Origin of the sequence: Banduia mediterranea (genome assembly GCF_031846245.1) — a bacterium.
GTDB classification, from domain to species: Bacteria; Pseudomonadota; Gammaproteobacteria; order Nevskiales; family Nevskiaceae; genus Banduia; species Banduia mediterranea.
This window is the reverse complement of the sequence record NZ_JAVRIC010000028.1, coordinates 20,452-42,465: the sequence shown is the minus strand read 5'-3', so window position 1 is coordinate 42,465 and position 22,014 is coordinate 20,452. Positions and strand designations below refer to the sequence as shown.

The following is a 22,014-nucleotide window of genomic DNA, read 5'->3' as shown; positions in this document are numbered from 1 at the left end:
GCTGGAAATTCGGTGGTTCAGTGGTCCAGTGCAAACGGGGATTCGAATCCTCGATAGACAAAACCGGGTTCGACGATTCGCGCCCGCGAATCGAACGCCCGCAGGGCGGCCCCGAAGGGGTGAGGGCGAAGCCCGAATAATCCCACCCTCTCCGCCATTCTCACATGGCACGCCGCAGGAGCCGCTAACGCCTTGAAAGGTAAAGTGGTTTTTGCGGTTCGAAAGCCCTCATTCCGCACATATTGCAAACGCTCTGAAAACGCTGGTTTCAGCAGCGCCTGCTTGTGCTAGAAGCGACCGGAAACCCAGAGTTCATAAGGGTTTTCGAGGAAGGTCAGCGCGGTTCGAAGTGCTTGCTCGAAAGGCCGTTTCGGCTGCGTGGTCTGAGCGGCTTTTTCACGCGAGGGACTTGCGAAATTCCCGCTGAAGTTGGGTTGAGAGCCTGCGCCAGCCGCGTTCTGGTCAAGTTGTGACCAAACCGGAAGCCTTTGACTGAAATCCGGATATCGATGTGGTCAAGAAGTGTCCATGTCTCGGTTTAGCGGGCACGCCGAACATCAGGTGGGTCATCACCTTGGCGGGGCCGCGCACGTTGACGCGTGCGGCGCCGAAGTCATCCTTGAGACGCGCATTGACGCGCTCGACGGTGCTGCGTTCTTTGTAGCGCTGGGCTTCATGGGGCGCGAACTCGATCTTCTCGCCACGGCGCGGGTTGTGATCGATCAACGGCACATGGCCCATGCCTTGACTGTGCGCGCGCAGGATCGGGCTGCAGCAGGCGGCATCCATCGGGTCGTAGAGGTGGGTCACGCGCTGCGCACTCATCGTCGCCAACGGGATCGCCAGCTGCGAGTCGTGGACGCTGGCCGAGGTGAGCACCGCTGAAATCGGGGTCATGCCGTCGGCTTGACGCTCAATGCGAGTGGGTTCCTTAGATGCTGGCCCAGATCGGCTTCCACCAGGGGCACCAGCTCCTGCTGGAAACGACGATGGAATTGCGTCAGGCCTTCGCGCAGGGCAGCATTCATTGAGCGGGTGTGCTGTGACTTTGACACTCCCATCATGCCTTCAATGGCAACACCCGCGCCTCTCTTTTTCACCGAAATCGCCGGTGAGAAAATCAGCCTCGTTCGGGAATTTCGCAAGAGGCTCCTCCCTCAAAAAATTTCGGGATGGACCGGGCCGTGCCAGACCGTCCCGACATTGCCACCGAGGCGGACAGCCTCAGCGCCGAGGAACTGGCCGGTGCGCTCGTCGCATTGGCGGAGACCAAGGACGCCGGAAAGAGGGAGGCGTGGGCCAAGCGCGGTGCTGCGTACTTTCAACAGCGGTCGCGGCGAGCTGCTCCGGCATCTGACCGCGACGGCAGCAGCCCTCCGCCGCAACCGGGCGGCGCGCAATCGGCATCAGGCGGCGCACACGCGTGGCGACGCTCTTCCCCAACGAGGACGCCTGCCTGCGCCTGGTGACCGCAGTGGCGATGGAGATTTCCGAGGAGTGGGTGACCGGTAAGGTCTACCTCACGATGGAGTAAACCGAGCAAGAGACCAACGAAGAATCAGCGAGAAATTACAGAAACGGGGTTGCCTTATCCTGCTCAAGGCGATCTGCTCGCTCGGCAAGGAACTGAATTTGTCCGTGGTTGCCGAGGGTGTCGAAGACGAAGAGGCCTTCCATCTGCTGTGCCGTATCGGCCATTCAGCGGTTTCAGGGGCATCTGTTTCACGCCGCCCGGCCGTGGCGCACGGCGCTGTCATATGCCGAAGCCGGCCCGGCCGAGTGAGACAGACCTCGATGTCGAAATGTCTCAGGCGGTCGGTGTGGGTCGGCGCAGTTCCGGAAACGGATCGACCAGGCGATTGAGTCCGAGCGGATCCTCGCCCCGCAGCACGACCGCTCCCCAAGCCCTGCGAAATAAATCAGCAAATGCGATGCCAGCGCGATCGCGCCGCCCGGTCCGCGCTGGGCGATAATGGAGTCCGGCATCCGAGGATCGATTCGTGAATCAGGTTCAATTGTTCGTCATAGGTGACGAAATCCTCTCGGGAAAGCGCCAGGACCGACATCTGACGCGAGTCATCGAGCTGCTGAACGAGCGCGGTATTGCCCTGGCCGCCGCGCATTTCCTGGCCGACGATGAAACCCGCATCGCGGACGCATTGCGCGCGGCAATCGACGAAGGCGACATCGTGCTGTCGTGTGGTGGGATTGGTGCCACCCCTGATGACGTGACCCGCCAGGCAGCGGCGCTGGCTTTCGGTGTACCGATCGAACGGCACCCCGAAGCGGCCGCCCTGATTCACCAACGCAGCGGCGGCGAGGCGTCGGGAAACCGGCTGATCATGGCCGATTTCCCGCAAGGGGCGGAGCTGATTCCGAATCCGATCAACACCATCGCTGGCTTTTCCTGCGACCACTGCTATTTCGTACCGGGGTTCCCGGAAATGGCTTGGCCCATGCTGGAATGGGTACTGGACGAACGCCTGCCGCAGTTGCACAACGCCGAACCGCCTGAAGAATTCAGGCTGCGTGTCTACGGCGTACGTGGCGAGAGCGATCTGCTGGATCTGATGCACGACATCCTGGCGCGTTTCGAGGGCATCAAGCTGTCCAGCCTGCCCTCACATGGCGGGCCCGGCATGCGGCCGCATATCGAGTTCGGCATTCGCGGTGCGCGCGGTTTCGCCGCCGAGGCCTTCATGTGCCTGCGTGCCACACTGAAGGCGGACGCTCAGATCGAGGTCGAGGATCTCAAGCTGCCGTAGATTTTCTAGGCGCGCTTCGGACATCGACACACAAACAGCGACGCCCGGGACCGTTGCGGTCCCGGGCGCCGAATTTTCCGGCGGTGCGCCGCGATCAGGCGGTTCGGCCTGCCAGGAACAACCAGGTTTCGACCACGGTGTCCGGATTCAGCGACATCGACTCGATACCTTCTTCCAGCAGCCACTTCGCGAGATCAGCATGGTCGGACGGCCCCTGGCCGCAGATGCCGACGTACTTGCCCTGCTTTTTGCAGGCCGAGATCGCCAGATGCAGCATGTGTTTGACGGCCTCGTCGCGCTCGTCGAACAGATGGGCGATCAGACCCGAATCGCGATCCAGACCCAGCGTGAGCTGCGTCATGTCGTTGGAACCGATCGAGAATCCGTCGAAGTGTTCGAGGAATTGCTCGGCCAGTACGGCGTTCGATGGCAGCTCGCACATCATGATCAGCTTGAGTCCGTTGTCGCCGCGTTTGAGCTCGTTCTCCGCCAGGATCTCGTTGACGCGCCTGGCTTCGCCCACGGTGCGCACGAACGGAATCATGATCTGGACGTTGGTCAGCCCCATTTCATCGCGTACGTACTTCATCGCCGCGCATTCCATGTCGAAACACGGACGGAATTTCTCGGAGATGTAGCGTGAGGCACCGCGGAAGCCCAGCATCGGGTTTTCCTCGTGTGGCTCATAGCGCGATCCGGCGATCAGATTGGCATATTCATTGGACTTGAAGTCCGACATGCGGAAGATCACCGGCTCCGGCGCAAAGGCGGCGGCGATCGTGGCGACGCCCTCGGCCACACGTTTGATGAAGTAGTCGCGCGGATTCTTGTAGGCGGCGATCATCGGGTCGATCAGCGCGCGGTTTTCCGGGGTCTGCTTGTCCAGCTCCAGCAGCGCCTGCGGATGAATCGCGACCTGCTTGTTGATGATGAACTCGAGGCGGGCCAGGCCGACGCCGCGGTGCGGCAGGCTGGCGAAGTCGAACGCCTGTTCGGGATTGCCGACGTTCATCATGATCTTGACCGGAATCTCCGGCATCTTGTCGAGCGCGATTTCGTCGACAGCGAAGTCGATCAGACCCTCGTAGATGTTGCCGGTATCGCCTTCGGCGCAGGATACCGTGACTTCGGCGCCATCCTTGAGCAACTCGGTGGCGTCACCGCAGCCGACGACCGCCGGAATGCCGAGTTCACGCGCGATGATCGCGGCGTGGCAGGTGCGGCCGCCACGGTTGGTGACGATCGCCGAGGCGCGCTTCATCACCGGTTCCCAGTCGGGATCGGTCATGTCGGTGACCAGCACATCGCCCTTCTGCACGCGGTTCATCTGGTCGATCGAATCAAGGATGCGGACCTTGCCGGCACCGATTTTCTGGCCGATCGCGCGTCCGGTGGACAGCAGCGGGCCCTTGTCCTTGAGCTTGTAGCGCTTGAGCACGGTGGTCGAGGCGCGCGACTGCACGGTTTCCGGCCGCGCCTGCAGGATGTAGAGCTTGCCGTCGAGACCGTCCTTGCCCCATTCGATGTCCATCGGGCGGCCGTAGTGCTTCTCGATGATCACGGCGTAGCGGGCGAGTTCGCTGACTTCCTCGTCGGTGAGGCAGAACAGCTGGCGATCGGCCACAGGGACATCGACGAACTCGACGGTCTTGCCGAGCGTCTTGTCGGCCGTGTAGACCATCTTCTTGGCCTTGGCGCCGACGGTGCGGCGCAGCACGGCCGGGCGGCCGGCCTCCAGCGCCGGCTTGTAGACGTAGAACTCGTCCGGATTCACCGCGCCCTGGACCACGGCCTCACCCAGGCCGTAGCTCGCTGTCACAAAGACCGCGTCACGGAAACCGGATTCAGTGTCCATCGTGAACAGCACGCCGGATGCGCCTTCGTCCGAGCGCACCATGCGCTGGATGCCGGCGGACAGCGCCACCTGCGAGTGCTCGAAGCCCTGATGATCGCGATAGGCGATGGCGCGGTCGTTGAACAGCGAGGCGAAGACTTCCTTCATCGCCAGCAACACGTTGTCCACGCCGTTGATGTTGAGGAAGGTTTCCTGCTGGCCGGCGAACGAAGCGTCGGGAAGATCCTCGGCGGTGGCCGAGGAACGCACCGCCACAGTGATCGGACCGCCGGCTTCTTCGATCAGCGTCTTGTAGGCGGTGCGGATGTCGGCTTCCAGTTCGGCCGGAAACGGCGCCCCGATCAAGAGTTCGCGGATGGTCTTGCCGGTTTTCGCGAGCGCCTGAACGTCATCGACATCCAGTTCGGCAAGCATCCCGTTAATACGGTCGGCGAGACCCTCGTGGGACAGAAATTCACGATAGGCACCGGCTGTGGTCGCAAAACCGCCCGGCACCTGCACTCCGGCCTTGGCCAGGTGCTGGATCATTTCGCCGAGTGAGGCATTCTTGCCGCCGACGATTTCCACGTCGGACATGCCAAGTTCCTGGAACCACAGTACGTTTGCTTTTTTCACTCAAGACCCCGCAAGCTGAAAACGGCCAAAAATGGCCAAAGACGTATCCCAAAGACATATATAAAACAACTTCTCTGAACGAACACTGGGCGCATGTCGATAAACGTCAACGTATTTTTCGTGTCCGATCGAACCGGGATCACGGCTGAAACCCTTGGAAACAGCCTGCTGACGCAGTTCGACGGCATCGATTTTCGCAAGAGCACGCTGCCGTTCATCAATACGGTCGAAAAGGCGCGCAGCACGGTCGACTATATCAACCACCTCGCCGAGACGTCTGGATCGCGACCAATTCTGGTCAGCACCACGGTCAGCGACGATATCCGCGCCATTTTACGCGGTGCGAACAGTCTGTTCCTGGATTTGTTCGATACCTTCATCCCGGTGCTCGAACTCGAGCTCAATCTGCACGCGACCAATACGGCGGGTCGTGCGCATGGCGTGGCTGATACCAAGCGCTATTACGCGCGTATCGACGCCATGAATTTTGCGCTCGAACACGATGACGGGCAGTCTTCTCGCGGCCTTGCCAGCGCCGACATCATCCTGATCGCGCCCTCGCGCTGCGGCAAGACGCCGACGACGCTGTATCTGGCGATGCAGCATGGCATTTTTGCCGCCAATTTTCCTTTGATCGAGGAAGACCTGGAGGATCAGAAACTGCCGCGCACGATCGTGCCGCTGAGCGAAAAGCTGTTTGGACTGATCGTCGACCCGGATCGCCTGCATCAGATTCGCAGCGAACGACGCCCCGGCAGTGAGTATGCCTCGCTGCGCCAGTGCAGCTTCGAACTGCGTCAGGCCGAGGCGATGTACCGCAGGCTCGGCATTCCCTACGTCAACAGCACCACGATGTCGATCGAGGAAATCGCGACGCTGGCAATGCAGGAAAAAGGCATTCGCAAGCAATCGTTCTGATTCGGCGCTCCGCTCGTGTCACGGCGGCGTCAACAAACCGTCATACGCTGACCCGATAACAACACTTTCGGGGGCTTTCATGGCCGGTCGGTCACGTAACAAGCGTGCGGCGCTGTCACGCCGTCATTTTCTGAAGCGCATGGGCCTGGCGTCCGCCGTGGTGGGCGGCGGCACACTCAGCGCCTGCGGCAACAGCCCACAAGCCGGTGGCCGCAGTGGAGAACAGGGCGAAAACCCCTTCAAGCACGGCGTCGCCAGCGGCGATCCCCTGAGCGATCGCGTCATTCTGTGGACGCGCATCAGCAGCGCCGCCAGCGGGACGGTTGCGGTGCGTTATGTGGTGGCTGAAGACGCGGAACTGGAGGAGCGGGTGCTCGAAGGCGAGGCGCAGGCCCATCCGGATCGGGATTACACGATCAAGATTGACGCGGCCGGTCTCGACGCCGGCACCAGCTACTACTACCGCTTTTCGGCCGAAGGCTGGGATTCTCCGGTGGGACGCACCCGGACCGCGCCGAGTGGCAGCCTGGACCGGCTGCGCGTGGGCGTAGTGTCCTGCGCCAGCTATGCGCACGGCTATTTCAATGCCTACCGACGTCTCGCGGATCGCAGCGACATCGACGTGGTGCTGCATCTGGGCGACTACATCTACGAATACGGCACCGGTCAGTACGGCGAGGTTCGCGAATATCAGCCGGCCGCAGAAATCCTCACGTTGGAGGATTACCGGACCCGTCATGGCTACTACAGGCTGGATACGGACCTTCAGGAAGTGCACCGCCAGCATCCATTCATCACCGTCTGGGACGACCACGAAACGGCCGACAATTCCTGGCGGGACGGGGCGAGCAATCACACCGAGGGCGACGAGGGCGTGTGGGCCCAGCGCAAGGCCTGGGGTATCCAGGCGTACTACGAATGGCTGCCGATCCGCGAGGTGGAAGCCGGCCGGCCCGAACGCATTTATCGCAGTTTCCGCTATGGCGACCTGGCCGATTTCGTGATGCTCGACACGCGTTTGATTGCGCGCGACGAGCAGGCGGGTCTGCTCGAAGCATCGAGTATCAACGACCAGGCACGCGAACTGCTCGGCTCCGAGCAGCGCGGCTTCCTTAATTCAGCGCTCGCGGACAGCGGCGTTGCCTGGAAGATTCTCGGCCAGCAGGTGATGTTCGGACAGTTGCGTATTCCCAGCCTCCCGGAGCTGTCGGTACTGACCGGCCTGCCGATTCCAGTGCTTGAAGCGCTGCTGAGATCCTTGCCGATCGTCGGCACCGGCGGTCTGATCATCAACACCGATCAATGGGATGGCTATCGCGCCGAACGCGCACGCGTGTTCGACATGATCGAGGCGCTGGCGCTCGACAATGTAGTGGTGCTGACCGGAGACATCCACACGTCCTGGGGCATGGACCTGACGCCCGACCCGGCGAACCCGCTGGTCTACAACCCTCTGAACGGAAACGGGTCTCTGGGCACCGAATTCGTCTGTACCTCGGTGACCTCACCAGGACTGGAGGCGGCCCAGAGACTGGTGCCTCTGCTCAAGCTTCTGAACCCGCACATGAAATACGTCGATCTGGCCCAGAAAGGCTATCTGCTGCTCGACATCACGCAGGAGCGGGTGCAGGGCGAGTGGTGGTACGTCGATACCGTTCTGGAACCCAGCGACGCCGAATTCCTGGGGGCGGCCTACGCCGTCGCATCGGGCAGCCGACATCTCGTCGAATCCGAGTCGGCGACGGAGCCTCGCGACAGCGCCGCTGCTCTGGCGCCGTAGAGCCTTCGTCTGGGCGGCAACGCTGGGATTCAGCCGGCTGCAGTAGCATGCCCGCTTCGATCGCCCGGGGACCCCGAGCATGAGCTTGGCTTGTCACACACGCTGCCTGCTGGTCCTGTCGCTGCTGCTGCCCGGCTTGGCGTGGGCGGATGGCCGCTACAGTCTGGACATCAACACCGGTACGTCGTACGGCGTGCAGACCGCCACTGTCGAGGTGCGCGGCGAGCTGATGCGCTGGAGCGGCCAGGATCAGCTCGTCAGTCGCTACGGCTATGTGCTGATCCGCGGCAGCCGGATGTATCAGGTGCTGACCTCGCCGTGGCCGATGGCGGTCGACATGGCCCTGGCGGTTCAGTCCTTCGGAGCACAGGGATTGGCGGCCTTGTCATTCGCGCCGCTGTTCGATGTCCTGGTATCCCTGGACAAGACGGACGCCGTGGAGACCGTGGCCGGCGTGCGCGGCGAGATCTGGATCGCGCGAGTAAAGATTGATGAGGAAATTCGTCGTATCGAACTGGTGCTGGATGGCGGCAAGGCGGCCATCGACCTGCGCGATGCGATTCAACGCACGCTCGCGCTGCAAAGCCAGGTATTTCACGAACCGATGCCGTCCGGCTATCTATTGCTCTACAACGCGCTGGCCGAACGCGGTCGCGGCGTGCTGCGTTACGGGCAGGCCTTTGCGCTGCAGGCCGCCGACACCACCGCGCCGGCAACGTCGCGCTTCGAGCTTCCGTAAGGGGCCTTAGCCAAGCGCGAAGCGGCGGCGGATCAGGTCACGACGTCTGGCGCGTCGCGTCCGCTACGGCTGCGAATCGAGCCGATCTGTTCGGCAATCGCGGCCAAGGGAGCGAGCGCCTCGCCGACGTCCCAGGCCAGCTTGTCGGTGTCTTTCTCATAGCGTTCCAGATACAGCCGTAGCGTGGCGCCCGAAGTGCCGGTGCCGGACAGGCGCAGGATGATGCGCGCGGCGTTGCCGAAGACAATGCGCAAGCCCTGGTTGCTGGCGCTGCTGCCATCGATCGGATCGGTATAGGCGAATGAGTCCGCCAGGCTGACTGTCCAGCCGCCAAAGCTCTGGCCGACCAGCTCCGGCAGTGCAGACTGCACGGCGGCGATCAGGCGCTTGGCGACGTCGCTGTCGAGTCCTTCGTAATCGTGGCGGGCGAAGTAGTGACGACCGTAGCTCGCCCAGTGCGCCTTGGCGATTTCTGCGACGGACTGCCCGGTTTCGGCCAGCACATTGAGCCAGGCCAGGGCCGCCCAGACGCCATCTTTTTCGCGGACGTGCATCGACGAGGTGCCGAAGCTCTCCTCACCGCAGATCGTGACGCGACCGGCGTCCAGCAGATTGCAGAAGAATTTCCAGCCGGTCGGCGTTTCGTGCGCCTCGATGCCCTTGGCAGCAGCGACCAGGTCGACCGCGCGGCAGGTCGGCATCGAACGTGCCACCCCGGCAAGCCCCTGGCGGTAGCCCGGCAGTTTGTCGAGATGCGCAGCCAGCATGGCGAGCGAGTCGCCCGGTGAGATGAACAGGCCGCGTCCGAGTATCATGTTGCGGTCGCCGTCACCGTCGCTGGCGGCGGCGAGATCCGGCGCATCGGCGGACATCATCAAATCCACCAGAGGCCTGGCGTAGATCAGGTTGGGGTCGGGATGGCCGCCGCCGAAGTCCTCAAGGGGGGTGCCGTTGATCACGCTGTCGGCCCTGGCGCCGAGCATGTCAACCAGTATCCGCTGCGCGTAGGGGCCGGTGATCGCATGCATGCCGTCGAAGCACACAGAATGTCCATCGGCGAGCCAGGCGCGAATCCGATCGAAGTCGAACAGGCTCTGCATCAGCTCGGCGTAGTCGTCGACGGGGTCGACCACTTCGACACGCAGTCCACCGAAGCTTTGTTGACCGAGCTGGTCGAGATCGACCGGCCCGGCTTCGAGGATCCGGTAGTGGGCGATTTCGCAGCTGTAGGCGTAAACCTTGTCGGTGAGGGCCTCGGGCGCTTGTCCGCCGCCGGCCATGCTGAACTTGAGACCGAAGTCGCCATCGGGTCCAGCGGGATTGTGCGAGGCCGTCAGCAACAGGCCACCGTCGGCCTTGCGCTTGGCGATCAGGTGCGAGGCCGCAGGAGTGGACAGGTGGCCGCGCTGGCCGACGATGACATGAGCGACCCCGTTGGCCGCCGCCATGGCGATGGCAGTCTGTATCGCTTCGCGGTTGAAGTAGCGCCCGTCTCCGCCGATCACCACGGTGCCGGCACTCCACTGCGGCATGTTGTCGAAAATCGACTGCAGGAAGTTTTCGAGGTAGTGCGGCTGCTGGAATACGGCGACGCTTTTGCGCAGGCCGGCGGTGCCGGGTTTCTGGTCGTCGTAGGGGCGGGTGGCGATTTCGCGGACGGTCATCGTACTGGTTTTGGCCCTTATGGTGTCAAGCGGGGAGCCTACCTTATAGTCCCCGCATGGCACAGATGAACCCAGACCTGCTGGTACGCGGTGGACGGATCGGTACGCTCATCGATCTGTTCGAGCGTAACTATCGCCTGATCGAGCGACTGGTTCCTGAACTGGACCTTCCGTTCGTGTCGGCGATATCCCGCGCCGAGAACGATCTGCCGCTGCATCTGATCGTGCTGGAGCGCGGCAAGTTCACGGCTTCGTTCCGGCTCAGCTACCAGATCGAGGGGCGCTTCGAGCCGGACGTCTGGGTCAAGCTCTACCGCGACGCCCAATTGGCCGAAACCCTGTATTGCGCCACGCGTCCGCCGTGGCTCGCGCTCGACGAAAGCGATCCCGAGGCCCTGCGTTATCTCAACGCGCAGTGGAAGCGCAACGTCATGCTCAACAAATGGCTGCACTATCTGCTGCATCACGGCCACGGCTTCGGCATGGCCTCGCGGCCGCGAGTGCTGACTGGTTCGACGCCGTGAGCCTTCAGGCGCGATGCGCCAAGCTGGGTCCGATAAAGCCCGAGCATCGATTCGTCAAAGCAGACGAAGCTGACCAGCCGAATCTTTGACTGGGTTTCCAGAATCGCTCGAACCGTTTCCACCGCAATCGTGACCGCGGCTTCGCGCGGATAGCCGTAGACGCCGCAGCTGATGGCCGGGAAGGCGATGCTGCTGCAGTCGTGCTCGATCGCAGCGTCCAGGCTGTTGCGATAGCAGGCTGCCAGCTGTTCCGGTTCACCCCGATGGCCGCCGGACCAGACTGGTCCTACGGTGTGAATCACAAAGCGCGCAGGCAAACGGTAGCCGGCGGTCGTTTTGGCGGCGCCGGTTTCGCAGCCGCCCAGGGTTCGGCATTCCTGCAAGAGTTCCGGACCGGCCGCGCGGTGGATTGCACCGTCCACGCCGCCACCGCCGAGTAGCGAGTGGTTGGCGGCGTTGACGATCGCATCGCAATCCATCCGCGTAATATCGGCACGGAGCGCGCGCATGCGGCTCGCCGGCTTCGTTGCCGAGGTCTCTTGAATTTCGCTCATGTCGTCCCAACTATGCCAAGCTCAGGAGCTTGGATACCAGGCGGCTTCAACTAGTTTCCTTCGAGGTGGAAATGCCGATTTACGAGTACGTCTGCAAGAGCTGCGGTGCGCAGCTCGAAATCATGCACAAGATCAGTGAAGGTCCGTCCGAGCCGTGCAGCAGCTGCGGCCGTGCGGAGCTGGAACGTCTGGTGTCCGCCGCCGGCTTTCGCCTCAAGGGGGGCGGCTGGTACGAAACCGACTTCAAGTCCGGCGGCAAACGAAATCTCGCTGGCGACAGCGGCGACGGCGGCGCCAAGAGCGCGGACAAGGCGGATTCCAAGTCTGAATCCAAATCCTCGGGGGGCGAGCCAGGCAAGTCTTCGAGCGAAGGCGGCAGCCAGTCGAAATCGGGTTCCAGCGGCGATGCAGGGGGCGGCGCCAAGAGCGGACCCAGCAGCGCGGCCGCATGAGCGAAAACAAGACCGCTAAGCCGAAAAAGGAATCCACCGCCTTCGGGCGTGTGTTGCGTCGCTGGTTCGTCGCCGGGCTGATCGTGTGGCTGCCGATCGCCGCCACCCTGGTCGTGGTGCGCTTCATCGTCAATCTGCTCGATGCGAGTCTGCTGCTGATCCCGCCATTCTGGCGCCCGGACATTCCGGGGCTCGGCGTATTGCTGAGCATCGTGCTGCTGATCGCGACCGGTGCGTTCGCCGCCAATTTTCTCGGCCGGCAGGCGCTGTCCTGGGCGGAGTCGATGCTCGACCGGATTCCGATCGTGCGCTCGGTCTACGGCGGCATCAAGAAGCTGGCGGAGACCGTGTTCGCGGACACCTCGGTGTCGTTCCGACAGCCGATCCTGTTCGAATATCCGCGCAAGGGCATCTGGTCGATTGGCTTCGTGACCGGCAATCCGATTGGTGAGGTGCAGAACAAGACGGCGGAGGAGGTCATTACGGCCTTCGTGCCGACCACGCCCAACCCGACGTCCGGCTGGATCATCTTCTTGCCGAAGAAGGACGTGATCTGGCTCGATATGAGCGTGGAGGATGCCATGCGCCTGATCATTTCCCTGGGCGTGGTCACGCCCGATTCACCATCGCTCAAGCGCCTGGTTGAAGAACTGTCACCTCCGGCGGATGCCCCGGCAGTGGATTCCACCGACCGGTCCTCCACGTAGGGCTGATCGGTGTCGCCTCCCGCGTCGACGCGGCGCGGCCCGACCGCTACAATCCCGCGCCCCTCGTTATTTCGGCCCTGTTAAGCCTTCATGAAGCGTTCCCATTATTGTGGTCAGGTCACCGAGACATTGGTTGACGCCCGTGTCGAAGTTTGCGGCTGGGTGCATCGCCGCCGGGATCATGGCGGCGTCATCTTCATTGATCTGCGCGACCGCGAAGGTTTGTTGCAGGTGGTTTTCGATCCCGATTGCGCGGAGACCTTCGTCCAGGCGGAGCGCCTGCGGTCCGAGTTCGTGATGGCGGTGCGCGGCACCGTACGGCCGCGTCCGGAAGGCACCATCAATGCCAATCTGCCGACCGGCCGCGTGGAGCTGTACGCGGATTCAGTGGAATTGCTCAACCGCGCCGAGACCCCGCCGTTTCATCTGGACGACGACACGGTCGGCGAGGAAACGCGCCTCAAGTTCCGCTACATGGACCTGCGGCGCCCGGAAATGCTGGGCAATCTTCGGCTGCGCCATCGGGTGACGCAGTACATCCGGCGCTACATGGACGACAACGGTTTCGTCGATGTGGAAACGCCGATTCTGACGCGCGCCACGCCCGAAGGGGCGCGTGATTACCTGGTGCCGTCGCGCACCCATCCCGGCAGCTTCTTCGCCTTGCCGCAGTCACCGCAGCTGTTCAAGCAGTTGCTGATGATGAGTGGCCTCGACCGCTACTACCAGATCGCGCGCTGTTTCCGCGATGAGGATCTGCGCGCCGACCGGCAGCCGGAATTCACCCAGCTCGACGTGGAAACCAGCTTCCTGTCGCAGGGCGAGATCATGGATCTCATGGAAGCGCTGATTCGCGGCCTGTTCGCCGAAACTCTGGGTGTCGACCTCGGAGACTCGTTCCAGCGCATGTCCTGGGCCGAGGCGATGGGACGCTTCGGTTCCGACAAGCCGGACCTGCGCAATCCGCTGGAACTGATCGACATCCAGGATCTCGTCGCCAACGAGGAGTTCAAGGTCTTTGCCGGTCCGGCGAATGATCCCGGCTGCCGGGTGACGGCGCTGTGCGTGCCCGGCGGGGCCGAAAAGCTGTCGCGCAGCCAGATCGACGGCTACACCGCCTTCGTCGGCAATTACGGCGCGCGCGGACTGGCCTGGATCAAGGTCAACGATCGCGCCAAGGGCCGTGAGGGCCTGCAGTCGCCGATCGTCAAGAACCTGTCGGACGCGGCACTGGACGGTATTCTGGAGCGAACCGGCGCCAGCAGCGGCGACATCCTGTTCTTCGGCGCTGCCAGCTTCAAGATCGTCTCCGATGCCCTGGGCGCGCTGCGGCTCAAGCTCGGCAATGATCTGGGTCTCGCCGCCGGCGGCTGGCGTGCCCTTTGGGTCGTCGATTGGCCGATGTTCGAATGGGATGACAAGGAAGCGCGCTGGCAGGCCACGAACCATCCGTTCACCGCGCCACAAACGGCCGATGCCGAAGCCCTCGCGAACGATCCGGCCGGTACGCTGTCACAGGGCTACGACATGGTGCTCAACGGCGTGGAGATCGGCGGCGGTTCGGTGCGTATTCATCGGCCCGAGATGCAGGCCGCTGTGTTCAAGATTCTGGGAATCTCGGACGAAGAAGCACGTGAGAAGTTCGGTTTTCTGCTGGACGCACTCAAATTCGGCGCGCCGCCACATGGCGGCTTGGCCTTCGGCATCGATCGTCTGGTGATGTTGATGGCCGGCGCGGGTTCGATTCGGGATGTGATCGCATTTCCGAAAACACAGACCGCGCATTGTCCGCTGACGAATGCGCCGGGTACGGTCGACACGCGGCAATTGCGCGAGCTTTCGATCAAGACAATGCTAGGGAGCAAGACGGCGTGAGATTCGTAACGATGGGTCCAGTGCCCGCATTTCGCGGAGCGAGCCCCTGGGCCGCGCCCTTCGTCGCGGTGGCGCTCAGCCTTGCGCTGGGTGCCTGCAGTGGCGTTGGTGATGGCAATGCGATCGAGAGCATCGAAGTCCTGCCCGGTGATGGCACTGTCGATGCGTCCGACGAGACTTTTCACGTCAACGAATGTATCCCGCAGAGCCTCGCCGTGGTCGGTACGTTTTCTGACGGAAGCCGGGGCAACTTCACGAGTCGCGCCACGTACAGTAGTGACAATCCGTCCGTCGCAGACGTCAGCGACGGCACGGTGCCGGCCGAAGGGGTCGAGGGGCAGGTCTACCTGAAGGGTGCGGTTCTTCCGGGTGCTCCCGGTACGGCCACGATCACTGCTGACTTCGCGGGCCTTACCGCGAGTCTGGTTGTTACGGTCGACCCACTCGGCGAGATCACCTTCACCAATCCGAATCCGACTGTGGGCGTAGACACGGGGTACCTGATCAATCTGGAAACGGTATTTCTGGATAATCCGGTCAACATGCGCACAAGTGCGTTCTGGTCGTTCGTCGAGCCGGATGAGGAGATCGCTGTGATTGGCGTCAGCGGCGATATTGCGGGGCGCGTTATCGGTATTGCAGAAGGCGGCCCGCTGCTGGCCAAGGCCAGCTTTCCGGTGTGTGGCCGCGAATACACTACCAATGTCACCATCGAGCCGGTCGACAGCCTCACGCTGGAACGCGAGTTCACCGGAACCGATGCGGTGCCGGCCACCGGCGACCTGGTCATCGAAACCAGCGAGCGTTTTTCGACTTACGGAAACTTCGCCAGCGGTGCCGCGCGCCAGGATCTGACCGGCCAGGTTAGCTACGGCTCCAGCGACAACGGAATCGCGATCATGGGTGTCGTCGGCGGCGCCAACTATGTCTATGGCTTCTCGCAAGGTGGGCCGGTCGAAATTACCTCGTACTTCGGCGTCAACGATGCCGAGACCGAGGAAGATGACCGCCTGCCGTCGAACAGCCTGCCGCTCAGCGTTGTCGATGCGGCTCTGGACAGTTTCAGCATTTCGCCGCAGGAACTGGTGCTTCCGCAGAATTGCGCGTATCAGTTCACTGCCACCGGTTCGTTCGATGGTGGCGCCTACGTTCAGGACATCACCCGGCATGTGGACTGGACGACGGAGGATTCCGAAATCGCTACGGTGGACAACAGCTTCGCGATTCGCGGCACCTTCGGGGCGGTCGGCGAGATCGGTGAATCCATCGAGGTCACGGCGACGTTCGTCGACGAAGGCGAGGATGAGGGCACCGAGGACGATATCGAAATCACCGATACCGCCACGCTGACCATCGGTGAGCCCGGCCTGTGTTCCGGCAGCGAAGAGCAACCCAGCGAGGATCTTCCGGAAGACGGCGAGGGTGATGCCAGCCCTTGAGGGCACCGCTCGGTCGCTTTGCCGTAAAATGACGGGCTCGATCGCGCGCCGACACGCGATGGGTATGGGGTTCCGGTCGCGGCCCGCAGATGCGGGATCGGCCGGGCCGGACCTTCTCAGGAGGTGAGGGAATGGCTGCTGCACTCAAAATCGATCAATTCTCACTGCTGGATGATGGCGAATGCGATGCCCGCATCGACGCCGCCAAGCGTCTGCTGGGCGATCGTCTGGTCATCCTTGGGCACCACTACCAGCGCAACGAGGTCTACAAGCACGCGCAACTGACGGGCGACTCGCTCAAGCTGTCGCGCCTTGCCGCCGAGACCGACGCCGAATTCATCGTGTTCTGCGGCGTGCACTTCATGGCCGAGGTCGCGGACATCGTGAGCTTCGGCAAGCGCACGGTGGTGCTGCCGGACCTCGCCGCCGGTTGCTCGATGGCAGACATGGCGAATCTTGCCAAGGTGCGCAAGTGCTGGGCGGAACTGTCGGAGATTCTTGATCCGGACGAGATCGTCACGCCGGTCACGTACATCAATTCTGCGGCCGATCTCAAGGCGTTCTGCGGTTCGCACGGCGGCATCGTCTGCACCTCATCGAACGCGCGCGGCGTGCTGGAATGGTCGTTCGCGCGCCGCGAGAAGGTGTTGTTCTTCCCCGACCAGCATCTGGGCCGCAACACCGCCTACAAGATGGGGGTGCCGCTCGACGAGATGGTGGTGTGGGACTTCACCCGGCCGCAGGGCGGGCTTACTGTCGACCAGATTCGCAAGGCGAAGATGATCCTGTGGAAGGGGCATTGCTCGGTTCATCAAATGTTCCAGCCGGCGCACATCGACAACTTCCGTAAGCAGCACCCGGATGGTCTGGTCATCAGCCATCCCGAAAACAATCTCGAGGTCTGCGAGAAGTCCGACTTCGTGGGTTCAACCGAAACCATCCTCAAGACGGTGCATGCCTCCGAGCCGGGCAAGCACTGGCTGGTCGGCACCGAACTGAATCTGGTCAATCGCCTCGCCGAGGAGATGAAACCCAAGAACGTCACCGTGCAGTTCATGTCGCCCATGGTGTGCATGTGCTCGACGATGTTCCGTGTCGACCCGCAGCATCTGGCCTGGACGCTGGACAATCTCGTGGCCGGCAATACCGTCAATCGGATCCGGGTGCCGGAAGCGGTCGCGGAACCGGCGCGGGCTGCGCTGGATCTGATGCTGTCCGTGGCGCCTTGAGCCTTTCCCGTACCCCGACTCAGAGTCTTAGAACATGATGTGGACCCAAGCTCAATCCATCGCCGAGTCCGACGCCGAGCTGTGGAAGGCGATTGAATCCGAGCGCGAGCGTCAGGAAGCGCATATCGAGCTGATCGCGTCCGAGAACTATACCAGTCCGGCGGTCATGGAAGCTCAGGGTTCCGAGCTGACCAACAAGTACGCCGAGGGCTATCCCGGCAAGCGCTACTACGGTGGTTGCGAGTTCGTCGATATTGCCGAGACGCTGGCAATCGAGCGGGTCAAGACCCTGTTCGGCGCCGACTACGCCAATGTTCAGCCGCATTCCGGCGCGCAGGCCAACGCCGCGGTGTTTTCGGCGCTGGTGCGCCCCGGTGACATCATCATGGGCATGAATCTCGCGCATGGCGGTCATCTCACGCATGGTCATCCGGCGAATTTCTCGGGCAAGGATTATCAGGTGGTCGCCTACGGTCTGGATCCGGAAACCGGGCTGATCAACTACGACGAAATGGAGCGCCTGGCGCTGGAGCACAAGCCGAAGATGATCATCGGCGGCTTTTCTGCGTACTCGCGATTCAAGGACTGGGCGCGCATGCGCGAGATCGCCGACAAGATCGGCGCCTGGTTCTGGGTGGACATGGCGCATGTGGCCGGTCTGGTGGCGGCCGGCGTCTACCCGAGCCCGATGGATCATGCGCATGTGGTCACCAGCACCACGCACAAGACCCTGCGCGGACCGCGCGGCGGCATCATCCTGTCCAAGGGTCAGGACGAAGCGCTGCACAAGAAGCTCAATTCCGCGGTGTTTCCGGGCATCCAGGGCGGCCCCCTGATGCACGTCATCGCCGCCAAGGCGGTGGCCTTCAAGGAGGCGTTGGCGGAGGACTTCAAGACCTATCAGCAGCAGGTGGTGGTCAACGCCCGCGCGATGGCGCAGGTGTTCGTGGATCGCGGTTACAAGGTGGTCTCAGGTGGTACCGATAACCATCTGTTCCTGCTCGACCTGGTCGCCAAGGACGTGACCGGCAAGGATGCAGAAGCCGCCCTGGGCCGTGCCCACATCACCGTGAACAAGAACGCCGTGCCGAACGACCCGCGTTCGCCGTTCGTGACCTCGGGTTTGCGTATCGGCAGCCCGGCCGGAACCACGCGCGGATTTTCCGCCGGCGACATGGCCGCGGTCGCGGGCTGGATCGGTGACATCGTCGACGCGATGAGCAGCAGCGGCGACGTGGACGCGGTGATCGCGCAGGTGCGCGCTCAGGTCGAAGCCCTGTGCGCGGCGCATCCCGTGTATCAAGCTGCGCGACGGGCGGCTTGAGATGGCGATTGGCGTTGGGGAAGGTGTTGCAGGCTTCGGGACCCGGGACCCGGGACCCGGGACCCGTGAGAAACACTTGGCGATGTGCCCCTGCTACAACAGCCACAAGCCGATCCGGACATCTCGGCGCAGGGGCGAAGCCTGTCTTTGCCCCGGGTCCCGGCCTTAACGATGCAATGCCCCTTCTGCAAGTTCGAGGACACACGGGTCGTCGATTCGCGCCTGACGGAGGAGGGGCTGGTGGTGCGGCGTCGCCGCGAGTGCGGCAATTGTAGCCAGCGTTTCACAACCTTCGAGAAGGCGCAGCTGTCGATGCCGCAGGTGCTCAAGCGTGACGGTACGCCAGAGCCGTTTTCCGAGGACAAGCTGCATCGCGGCATCGAGTCGGCCTGCTACAAGCGTCCGGTGCATCAGGAGCAGATCGATCAGGTGGTCGACCACGTCATGCGCGAACTGCGCGCCAGTGGCGAGCGCGAGGTGCCCTCGCGTCAGCTCGGCGAGCTGGTGATGCAGCAGCTCAGTGACATCGATCATGTGGCGTATGTGCGCTTTGCTTCGATCTACCGCCAGTTCGAGGATGCCAATGCGTTTCGCGAAGAGGTCGAGCGCCTGCTGTCGGCACCGACGGCCGAGCAACGGCGCGCGCAACTGTCGCTGATTCAATCAGACAAGCCCCTGAGTGGCCGCCGCAAGCCCGGTTGAGGCCGCCGCGTACATGGCGCAGGCGCTGCGTCTGGCCGAACGCGGAAGCACCTCCACCCATCCGAATCCACGTGTGGGCTGCGTCGTCGTCCGTGACGGCGAAATCGTCGGTCGCGGCTGGCACGAGCGCGCCGGTGAAGCCCACGCCGAAGTGATCGCATTGCGGCAAGCCGGCGATCGCGCGCGGGGCGCCGAGGTTTTCGTCAGCCTGGAGCCTTGCGCGCATCACGGACGCACGCCGCCGTGCTGCGAGGCCTTGGTCGCGGCCGGTGTCGCCAAGGTCTGGGTCGCCATGGAAGATCCGTATCCAGCGGTGGCCGGCCAGGGGATGAACCGCCTGCGTGGCGCCGGCATCGAGGTCGACTGCGGTTTGATGGAGACCGAGGCCGAGTCGCTCAATCGCGGATTCCTGTCGCGTGTGCGCCGTGGGCGGCCATGGTTGAGCCTGAAGCTGGCGTCGAGCCTGGATGGGCGGACAGCCATGGCCAGCGGTGAATCGCAGTGGATCACGGGTGAAGCCGCGCGCACCGATGTCCACCGCCTGCGTGCCAGTGCCGGAGCGGTGCTGACCAGCAGTGCCACTGTGCTCGCCGACAATCCGGCGCTGACCGTGCGCAAGGGACTCGAGCCCGGAGCAGCATTGCGTCAGCCCGACCGCATCGTGCTGGACACGCAGTTGCGCAGCCCGGCGACTGCGCAGGTCTGGCACCCGGATGCGCGACGTTTCGCGCTGACGGTTCGGCCGCGCGGCGCGATGGTCGATCGCCTGCGCGCGCAGGGCGTCGAGGTGCATCTGGTACGCGCCGGCCCCGGCGGGCAGGTCGAGCTGGGTGATGCCTTGCGCGTGCTCGGCACCGCCGGCGTCAATTCGGTGCTGGTGGAATGCGGGCCGATTCTGGCCGGCGCGTGGCTGCGCTCAGACCTGGTCGACGAACTGGTGCTGTATCTGGCGCCGTTGATGTTGGGCTCGGATGCCCGTCCAATGGCGCAGCTGCCGGGCTTGCGACAGTTGTCCGAGCGTGTGCAGCTCACATTCACCGATGTGCGGCAGATCGGAAGCGACCTGCGCATCATCGCCGAACCTCGTCTGGAGTGAGTCGTACCCATGTTTACAGGAATTGTCGAAGCGACCGGGACCGTCGTCGCCGCAGAGCATCGCGACGGAGACCGTCGTTTTCGCATCGAGGCCCCGGACGGATTCCTTCGCGACTCCGCGATCGGAGACAGCATTGCCGTGTCCGGTGTGTGCCTGACCGCGATCGCGTTCGAAGGCGCAAGCTTCGACGCTGATGTCTCGGTCGAAACTCTGCAGCTGACCACCGCTGCAGGCTGGGTGCCGGGCCGCAAGTTGAATCTTGAACGCTCGCTGACACCATCCAGGCAAATCGGCGGACATTTCGTCAGTGGTCATGTCGATGGCCTCAGCCGGCTGCTGGACGCACGCGAGGAGGCCCGGAGCTGGCGGCTGGAATTCGAGCTTCCGGCGGCGCTTTCGCGCTACGTTGCGCCAAAGGGGTCGATCACCATCGACGGCATCAGCCTGACCGTCAATGAAGTCGGCGAGTGCAGCTTTGGCGTTAACATCATCCCCCATACACGGGAGCAAACCTCGCTGGGTTCGCTGGAGGTCGGCGGCAGCGTCAATCTCGAAGTCGACCTGATCGCGCGCTACCTCGAACGCCTGACGGCGGCAAGGAACTGACATGAACAAAGCGGTACCCCCGGAAAGTCTCAGCGGAGCCGAACACGGTGCTCTGGATCCGATCGAGGATGTGGTCGCCGACATCGCGGCCGGCAAGATGGTCGTGGTGATGGATGACGAGGATCGGGAGAACGAAGGCGATCTGGTCATGGCGGCCGAGCGCGTCCGCGCCGAGGACATCAATTTCATGGCCCGCTATGGCCGCGGCCTGATCTGTCTGACGCTCACCGCCGATCGTTGTCGCCAGTTGCGCTTGCCGCCGATGGTTGCAGTCGGCGACGACAAGCACAAAACCGCGTTCACCGTGTCGATCGAGGCCGCCGAAGGTGTGACCACTGGAATTTCCGCCTTCGATCGCGCGCGCACCGTGCAGGCCGCAGTGGCCCGCGACGCGCGGCCCGAAGACCTGGTCCAGCCTGGCCACATCTTTCCGCTGACGGCGCAGGCGGGCGGCGTACTGACGCGTGCCGGCCATACCGAGGCAGGCTGCGATCTGGCGCGCATGGCCGGACTGGAGCCGGCCTCCGTAATCGTCGAAATCCTCAATGAAGACGGGACGATGGCGCGTCGCGATGACCTGCTCGCATTCGCGCGGCGGCATCAGATCAAGATCTGTACCATTGCCGATTTGATTCGATATCGCCTGCATAACGAGCATACGGTCGAGCGCGTCGCCGAAGCCCAGGTGCGGACCGAGTTCGGCGAATTTCGCCTGGTGACCTATCAGGACGCTATCGACAATGCCGTGCACCTCGCCATGGTTCACGGCAGCGTGAGTCCGGAAACGCCGACTCTGGTTCGCGTGCACGTGCGCAACACCCTGGCGGATCTGCTCGGTGTCGAACAGGCTGGCGCCGGCTGGCCCTTGCGTCGCGCGCTGCAACGTGTGGCACAGGCCGACAACGGAATCGTCGTGATTCTGCGCAAGACCGAGACGCCGCGAGACCTGGTTCAAGGTGTGTTGGGGCTGAATCCGCAGTCGACCGGCCAGGATCCGGCCGTTCAGGACCCCGAGTCGCGGCATACCCTGCGCACCTACGGCATCGGTGCGCAGATCCTCGTCGACCTGGGCGTACGACGCATGCGCGTACTGTCGGCGCCCAAGCGCATGCAATCGATCGTCGGATTCGGACTGGAAGTCGTGGGCTACGAGCATTGCGACTGATGGGC

The 22,014-nt window shown here is 63.1% G+C and carries 20 protein-coding genes and 3 pseudogenes; 17 read left to right on the top strand and 6 right to left on the bottom strand.

Annotated elements, in window-relative coordinates; translation table 11 throughout:
* Window positions 1-462 precede the first annotated feature (462 nt).
* Window positions 463-906: pseudogene (locus RM530_RS16180) on the bottom strand (transposase); the annotation flags it as partial.
* Window positions 894-1,028, bottom strand: a complete 135-nt coding sequence (locus RM530_RS16175; protein WP_311366297.1) for a hypothetical protein — start codon at window positions 1,026-1,028, stop codon at window positions 894-896. The gene RM530_RS16175 and the pseudogene RM530_RS16180, both read right to left, overlap by 13 nt.
* Window positions 1,029-1,202: 174 nt before the next feature.
* On the opposite strand from RM530_RS16175, the pseudogene RM530_RS18805 reads away from it, so the two are divergent.
* Together RM530_RS18805 and RM530_RS16170 are read left to right on the top strand one after the other, a co-directional pair.
* Window positions 1,203-1,424: pseudogene (locus RM530_RS18805) on the top strand (conjugal transfer protein TraD); the annotation flags it as partial.
* Window positions 1,406-1,534: pseudogene (locus RM530_RS16170) on the top strand (transposase); the annotation flags it as partial. The pseudogenes RM530_RS18805 and RM530_RS16170, both read left to right, overlap by 19 nt.
* Before the next feature lie 35 nt (window positions 1,535-1,569).
* On the opposite strand, the gene RM530_RS16165 reads toward RM530_RS16170, so the two are convergent.
* Window positions 1,570-1,698 carry a hypothetical protein gene (locus tag RM530_RS16165; RefSeq protein ID WP_311366296.1) on the bottom strand — a complete coding sequence of 43 codons (129 nt, stop codon included), beginning with the start codon at window positions 1,696-1,698 and terminating at the stop codon, window positions 1,570-1,572.
* 302 nt (window positions 1,699-2,000) lie between these two features.
* Here RM530_RS16165 and RM530_RS16160 point away from each other — a divergent pair, with 302 nt between their 5' ends.
* Complete coding sequence (locus RM530_RS16160; RefSeq protein WP_311366295.1) at window positions 2,001-2,765, top strand: competence/damage-inducible protein A; 765 nt, start codon at window positions 2,001-2,003, stop codon at window positions 2,763-2,765.
* Window positions 2,766-2,859: 94 nt separating this feature from the next.
* On the opposite strand, the gene ppsA is transcribed toward RM530_RS16160, so the two are convergent.
* A complete protein-coding gene (gene ppsA / locus RM530_RS16155) occupies window positions 2,860-5,235 on the bottom strand; it encodes a phosphoenolpyruvate synthase (RefSeq protein WP_311366294.1) in 2,376 nt (791 codons plus the stop codon).
* 93 nt (window positions 5,236-5,328) lie between these two features.
* Between ppsA and ppsR the strand changes: the two genes are divergently transcribed.
* The 3 genes from ppsR to RM530_RS16140 all read left to right on the top strand — a co-directional run bounded on the left by ppsR (window position 5,329) and on the right by RM530_RS16140 (window position 8,672).
* The gene (gene ppsR, locus RM530_RS16150) at window positions 5,329-6,153 is read left to right on the top strand and encodes a posphoenolpyruvate synthetase regulatory kinase/phosphorylase PpsR (RefSeq protein WP_311366293.1); all 825 of its coding nucleotides are present in this window, start codon (window positions 5,329-5,331) and stop codon (window positions 6,151-6,153) included.
* 79 nt (window positions 6,154-6,232) lie between these two features.
* Entirely contained in the window at window positions 6,233-7,933 is a 1,701-nt protein-coding gene (locus RM530_RS16145) for an alkaline phosphatase D family protein (RefSeq protein WP_311366292.1), read from the top strand.
* Window positions 7,934-8,012: 79 nt separating this feature from the next.
* Window positions 8,013-8,672 (top strand): hypothetical protein, encoded by a 660-nt coding sequence (locus RM530_RS16140; protein ID WP_311366291.1) that lies wholly within the window; start codon window positions 8,013-8,015, stop codon window positions 8,670-8,672.
* 32 nt (window positions 8,673-8,704) lie between these two features.
* Here RM530_RS16140 and RM530_RS16135 read toward each other — a convergent pair whose 3' ends face one another.
* Window positions 8,705-10,336 carry an alpha-D-glucose phosphate-specific phosphoglucomutase gene (locus RM530_RS16135; protein ID WP_311366290.1) on the bottom strand — a complete coding sequence of 544 codons (1,632 nt, stop codon included), beginning with the start codon at window positions 10,334-10,336 and terminating at the stop codon, window positions 8,705-8,707.
* A gap of 56 nt (window positions 10,337-10,392) precedes the next feature.
* Here RM530_RS16135 and RM530_RS16130 point away from each other — a divergent pair, with 56 nt between their 5' ends.
* On the top strand, window positions 10,393-10,860 hold the full coding sequence (locus tag RM530_RS16130; protein WP_311366289.1) for a DUF1249 domain-containing protein: 468 nt from the start codon (window positions 10,393-10,395) through the stop codon (window positions 10,858-10,860).
* On the opposite strand, the gene RM530_RS16125 is transcribed toward RM530_RS16130, so the two are convergent.
* Complete coding sequence (locus RM530_RS16125) at window positions 10,800-11,369, bottom strand: O-acetyl-ADP-ribose deacetylase (protein ID WP_311366288.1); 570 nt, start codon at window positions 11,367-11,369, stop codon at window positions 10,800-10,802. The genes RM530_RS16130 and RM530_RS16125 overlap by 61 nt on opposite strands.
* Window positions 11,370-11,485: 116 nt before the next feature.
* Here RM530_RS16125 and RM530_RS16120 point away from each other — a divergent pair, with 116 nt between their 5' ends.
* The 10 genes from RM530_RS16120 to ribBA all read left to right on the top strand — a co-directional run bounded on the left by RM530_RS16120 (window position 11,486) and on the right by ribBA (window position 22,009).
* Window positions 11,486-11,866 (top strand): FmdB family zinc ribbon protein, encoded by a 381-nt coding sequence (locus RM530_RS16120; protein ID WP_311366287.1) that lies wholly within the window; start codon window positions 11,486-11,488, stop codon window positions 11,864-11,866.
* The gene (locus tag RM530_RS16115; RefSeq protein ID WP_311366286.1) at window positions 11,863-12,573 is read left to right on the top strand and encodes a DUF502 domain-containing protein; all 711 of its coding nucleotides are present in this window, start codon (window positions 11,863-11,865) and stop codon (window positions 12,571-12,573) included. The genes RM530_RS16120 and RM530_RS16115 overlap by 4 nt, the downstream gene beginning before the upstream one ends.
* 90 nt (window positions 12,574-12,663) lie before the next feature.
* A complete protein-coding gene (aspS, locus tag RM530_RS16110; RefSeq protein ID WP_311366285.1) occupies window positions 12,664-14,448 on the top strand; it encodes an aspartate--tRNA ligase in 1,785 nt (594 codons plus the stop codon).
* Entirely contained in the window at window positions 14,445-15,887 is a 1,443-nt protein-coding gene (locus RM530_RS16105) for a hypothetical protein (protein ID WP_311366284.1), read from the top strand. The genes aspS and RM530_RS16105 overlap by 4 nt, the downstream gene beginning before the upstream one ends.
* A 131-nt stretch (window positions 15,888-16,018) precedes the next feature.
* The gene (gene nadA / locus RM530_RS16100; protein ID WP_311366283.1) at window positions 16,019-17,116 is read left to right on the top strand and encodes a quinolinate synthase NadA; all 1,098 of its coding nucleotides are present in this window, start codon (window positions 16,019-16,021) and stop codon (window positions 17,114-17,116) included.
* 37 nt (window positions 17,117-17,153) lie between these two features.
* Window positions 17,154-18,440: a serine hydroxymethyltransferase gene (gene glyA / locus RM530_RS16095; protein WP_311366282.1), complete on the top strand. Its 1,287-nt coding sequence runs from the start codon at window positions 17,154-17,156 to the stop codon at window positions 18,438-18,440.
* A 171-nt stretch (window positions 18,441-18,611) separates the two neighbouring features.
* On the top strand, window positions 18,612-19,142 hold the full coding sequence (gene nrdR / locus RM530_RS16090; protein WP_311366281.1) for a transcriptional regulator NrdR: 531 nt from the start codon (window positions 18,612-18,614) through the stop codon (window positions 19,140-19,142).
* A gap of 13 nt (window positions 19,143-19,155) precedes the next feature.
* Entirely contained in the window at window positions 19,156-20,238 is a 1,083-nt protein-coding gene (gene ribD, locus RM530_RS16085; RefSeq protein ID WP_349256264.1) for a bifunctional diaminohydroxyphosphoribosylaminopyrimidine deaminase/5-amino-6-(5-phosphoribosylamino)uracil reductase RibD, read from the top strand.
* Window positions 20,239-20,247: 9 nt separating this feature from the next.
* Window positions 20,248-20,844: a riboflavin synthase gene (locus tag RM530_RS16080; protein ID WP_311366279.1), complete on the top strand. Its 597-nt coding sequence runs from the start codon at window positions 20,248-20,250 to the stop codon at window positions 20,842-20,844.
* A 1-nt stretch (window position 20,845) separates the two neighbouring features.
* A complete protein-coding gene (ribBA, locus tag RM530_RS16075; RefSeq protein WP_311366278.1) occupies window positions 20,846-22,009 on the top strand; it encodes a bifunctional 3,4-dihydroxy-2-butanone-4-phosphate synthase/GTP cyclohydrolase II in 1,164 nt (387 codons plus the stop codon).
* Window positions 22,010-22,014: the final 5 nt, after the last annotated feature.

Excerpts from the sequence above, each read along its gene's own strand:
- RM530_RS16175 (WP_311366297.1), bottom strand. The coding sequence starts at position 1,028 with ATGAATGCTGCCCTGCGCGAAGGCCTGACGCAATTCCATCGTCGTTTC.
- RM530_RS16165 (WP_311366296.1), bottom strand. The coding sequence starts at position 1,698 with ATGGCCGATACGGCACAGCAGATGGAAGGCCTCTTCGTCTTCGACACC.
- ppsR (WP_311366293.1), top strand. The coding sequence starts at position 5,329 with ATGTCGATAAACGTCAACGTATTTTTCGTGTCCGATCGAACCGGGATC.
- RM530_RS16145 (WP_311366292.1), top strand. The coding sequence starts at position 6,233 with ATGGCCGGTCGGTCACGTAACAAGCGTGCGGCGCTGTCACGCCGTCAT.
- RM530_RS16140 (WP_311366291.1), top strand. The coding sequence starts at position 8,013 with ATGAGCTTGGCTTGTCACACACGCTGCCTGCTGGTCCTGTCGCTGCTG.
- RM530_RS16135 (WP_311366290.1), bottom strand. The coding sequence starts at position 10,336 with ATGACCGTCCGCGAAATCGCCACCCGCCCCTACGACGACCAGAAACCC.
- RM530_RS16130 (WP_311366289.1), top strand. The coding sequence starts at position 10,393 with ATGGCACAGATGAACCCAGACCTGCTGGTACGCGGTGGACGGATCGGT.
- RM530_RS16125 (WP_311366288.1), bottom strand. The coding sequence starts at position 11,369 with ATGCGCGCGCTCCGTGCCGATATTACGCGGATGGATTGCGATGCGATC.
- RM530_RS16120 (WP_311366287.1), top strand. The coding sequence starts at position 11,486 with ATGCCGATTTACGAGTACGTCTGCAAGAGCTGCGGTGCGCAGCTCGAA.
- RM530_RS16115 (WP_311366286.1), top strand. The coding sequence starts at position 11,863 with ATGAGCGAAAACAAGACCGCTAAGCCGAAAAAGGAATCCACCGCCTTC.
- aspS (WP_311366285.1), top strand. The coding sequence starts at position 12,664 with ATGAAGCGTTCCCATTATTGTGGTCAGGTCACCGAGACATTGGTTGAC.
- nadA (WP_311366283.1), top strand. The coding sequence starts at position 16,019 with ATGGCTGCTGCACTCAAAATCGATCAATTCTCACTGCTGGATGATGGC.
- glyA (WP_311366282.1), top strand. The coding sequence starts at position 17,154 with ATGTGGACCCAAGCTCAATCCATCGCCGAGTCCGACGCCGAGCTGTGG.
- nrdR (WP_311366281.1), top strand. The coding sequence starts at position 18,612 with ATGCAATGCCCCTTCTGCAAGTTCGAGGACACACGGGTCGTCGATTCG.
- ribD (WP_349256264.1), top strand. The coding sequence starts at position 19,156 with ATGGCGCAGGCGCTGCGTCTGGCCGAACGCGGAAGCACCTCCACCCAT.
- RM530_RS16080 (WP_311366279.1), top strand. The coding sequence starts at position 20,248 with ATGTTTACAGGAATTGTCGAAGCGACCGGGACCGTCGTCGCCGCAGAG.
- ribBA (WP_311366278.1), top strand. The coding sequence starts at position 20,846 with ATGAACAAAGCGGTACCCCCGGAAAGTCTCAGCGGAGCCGAACACGGT.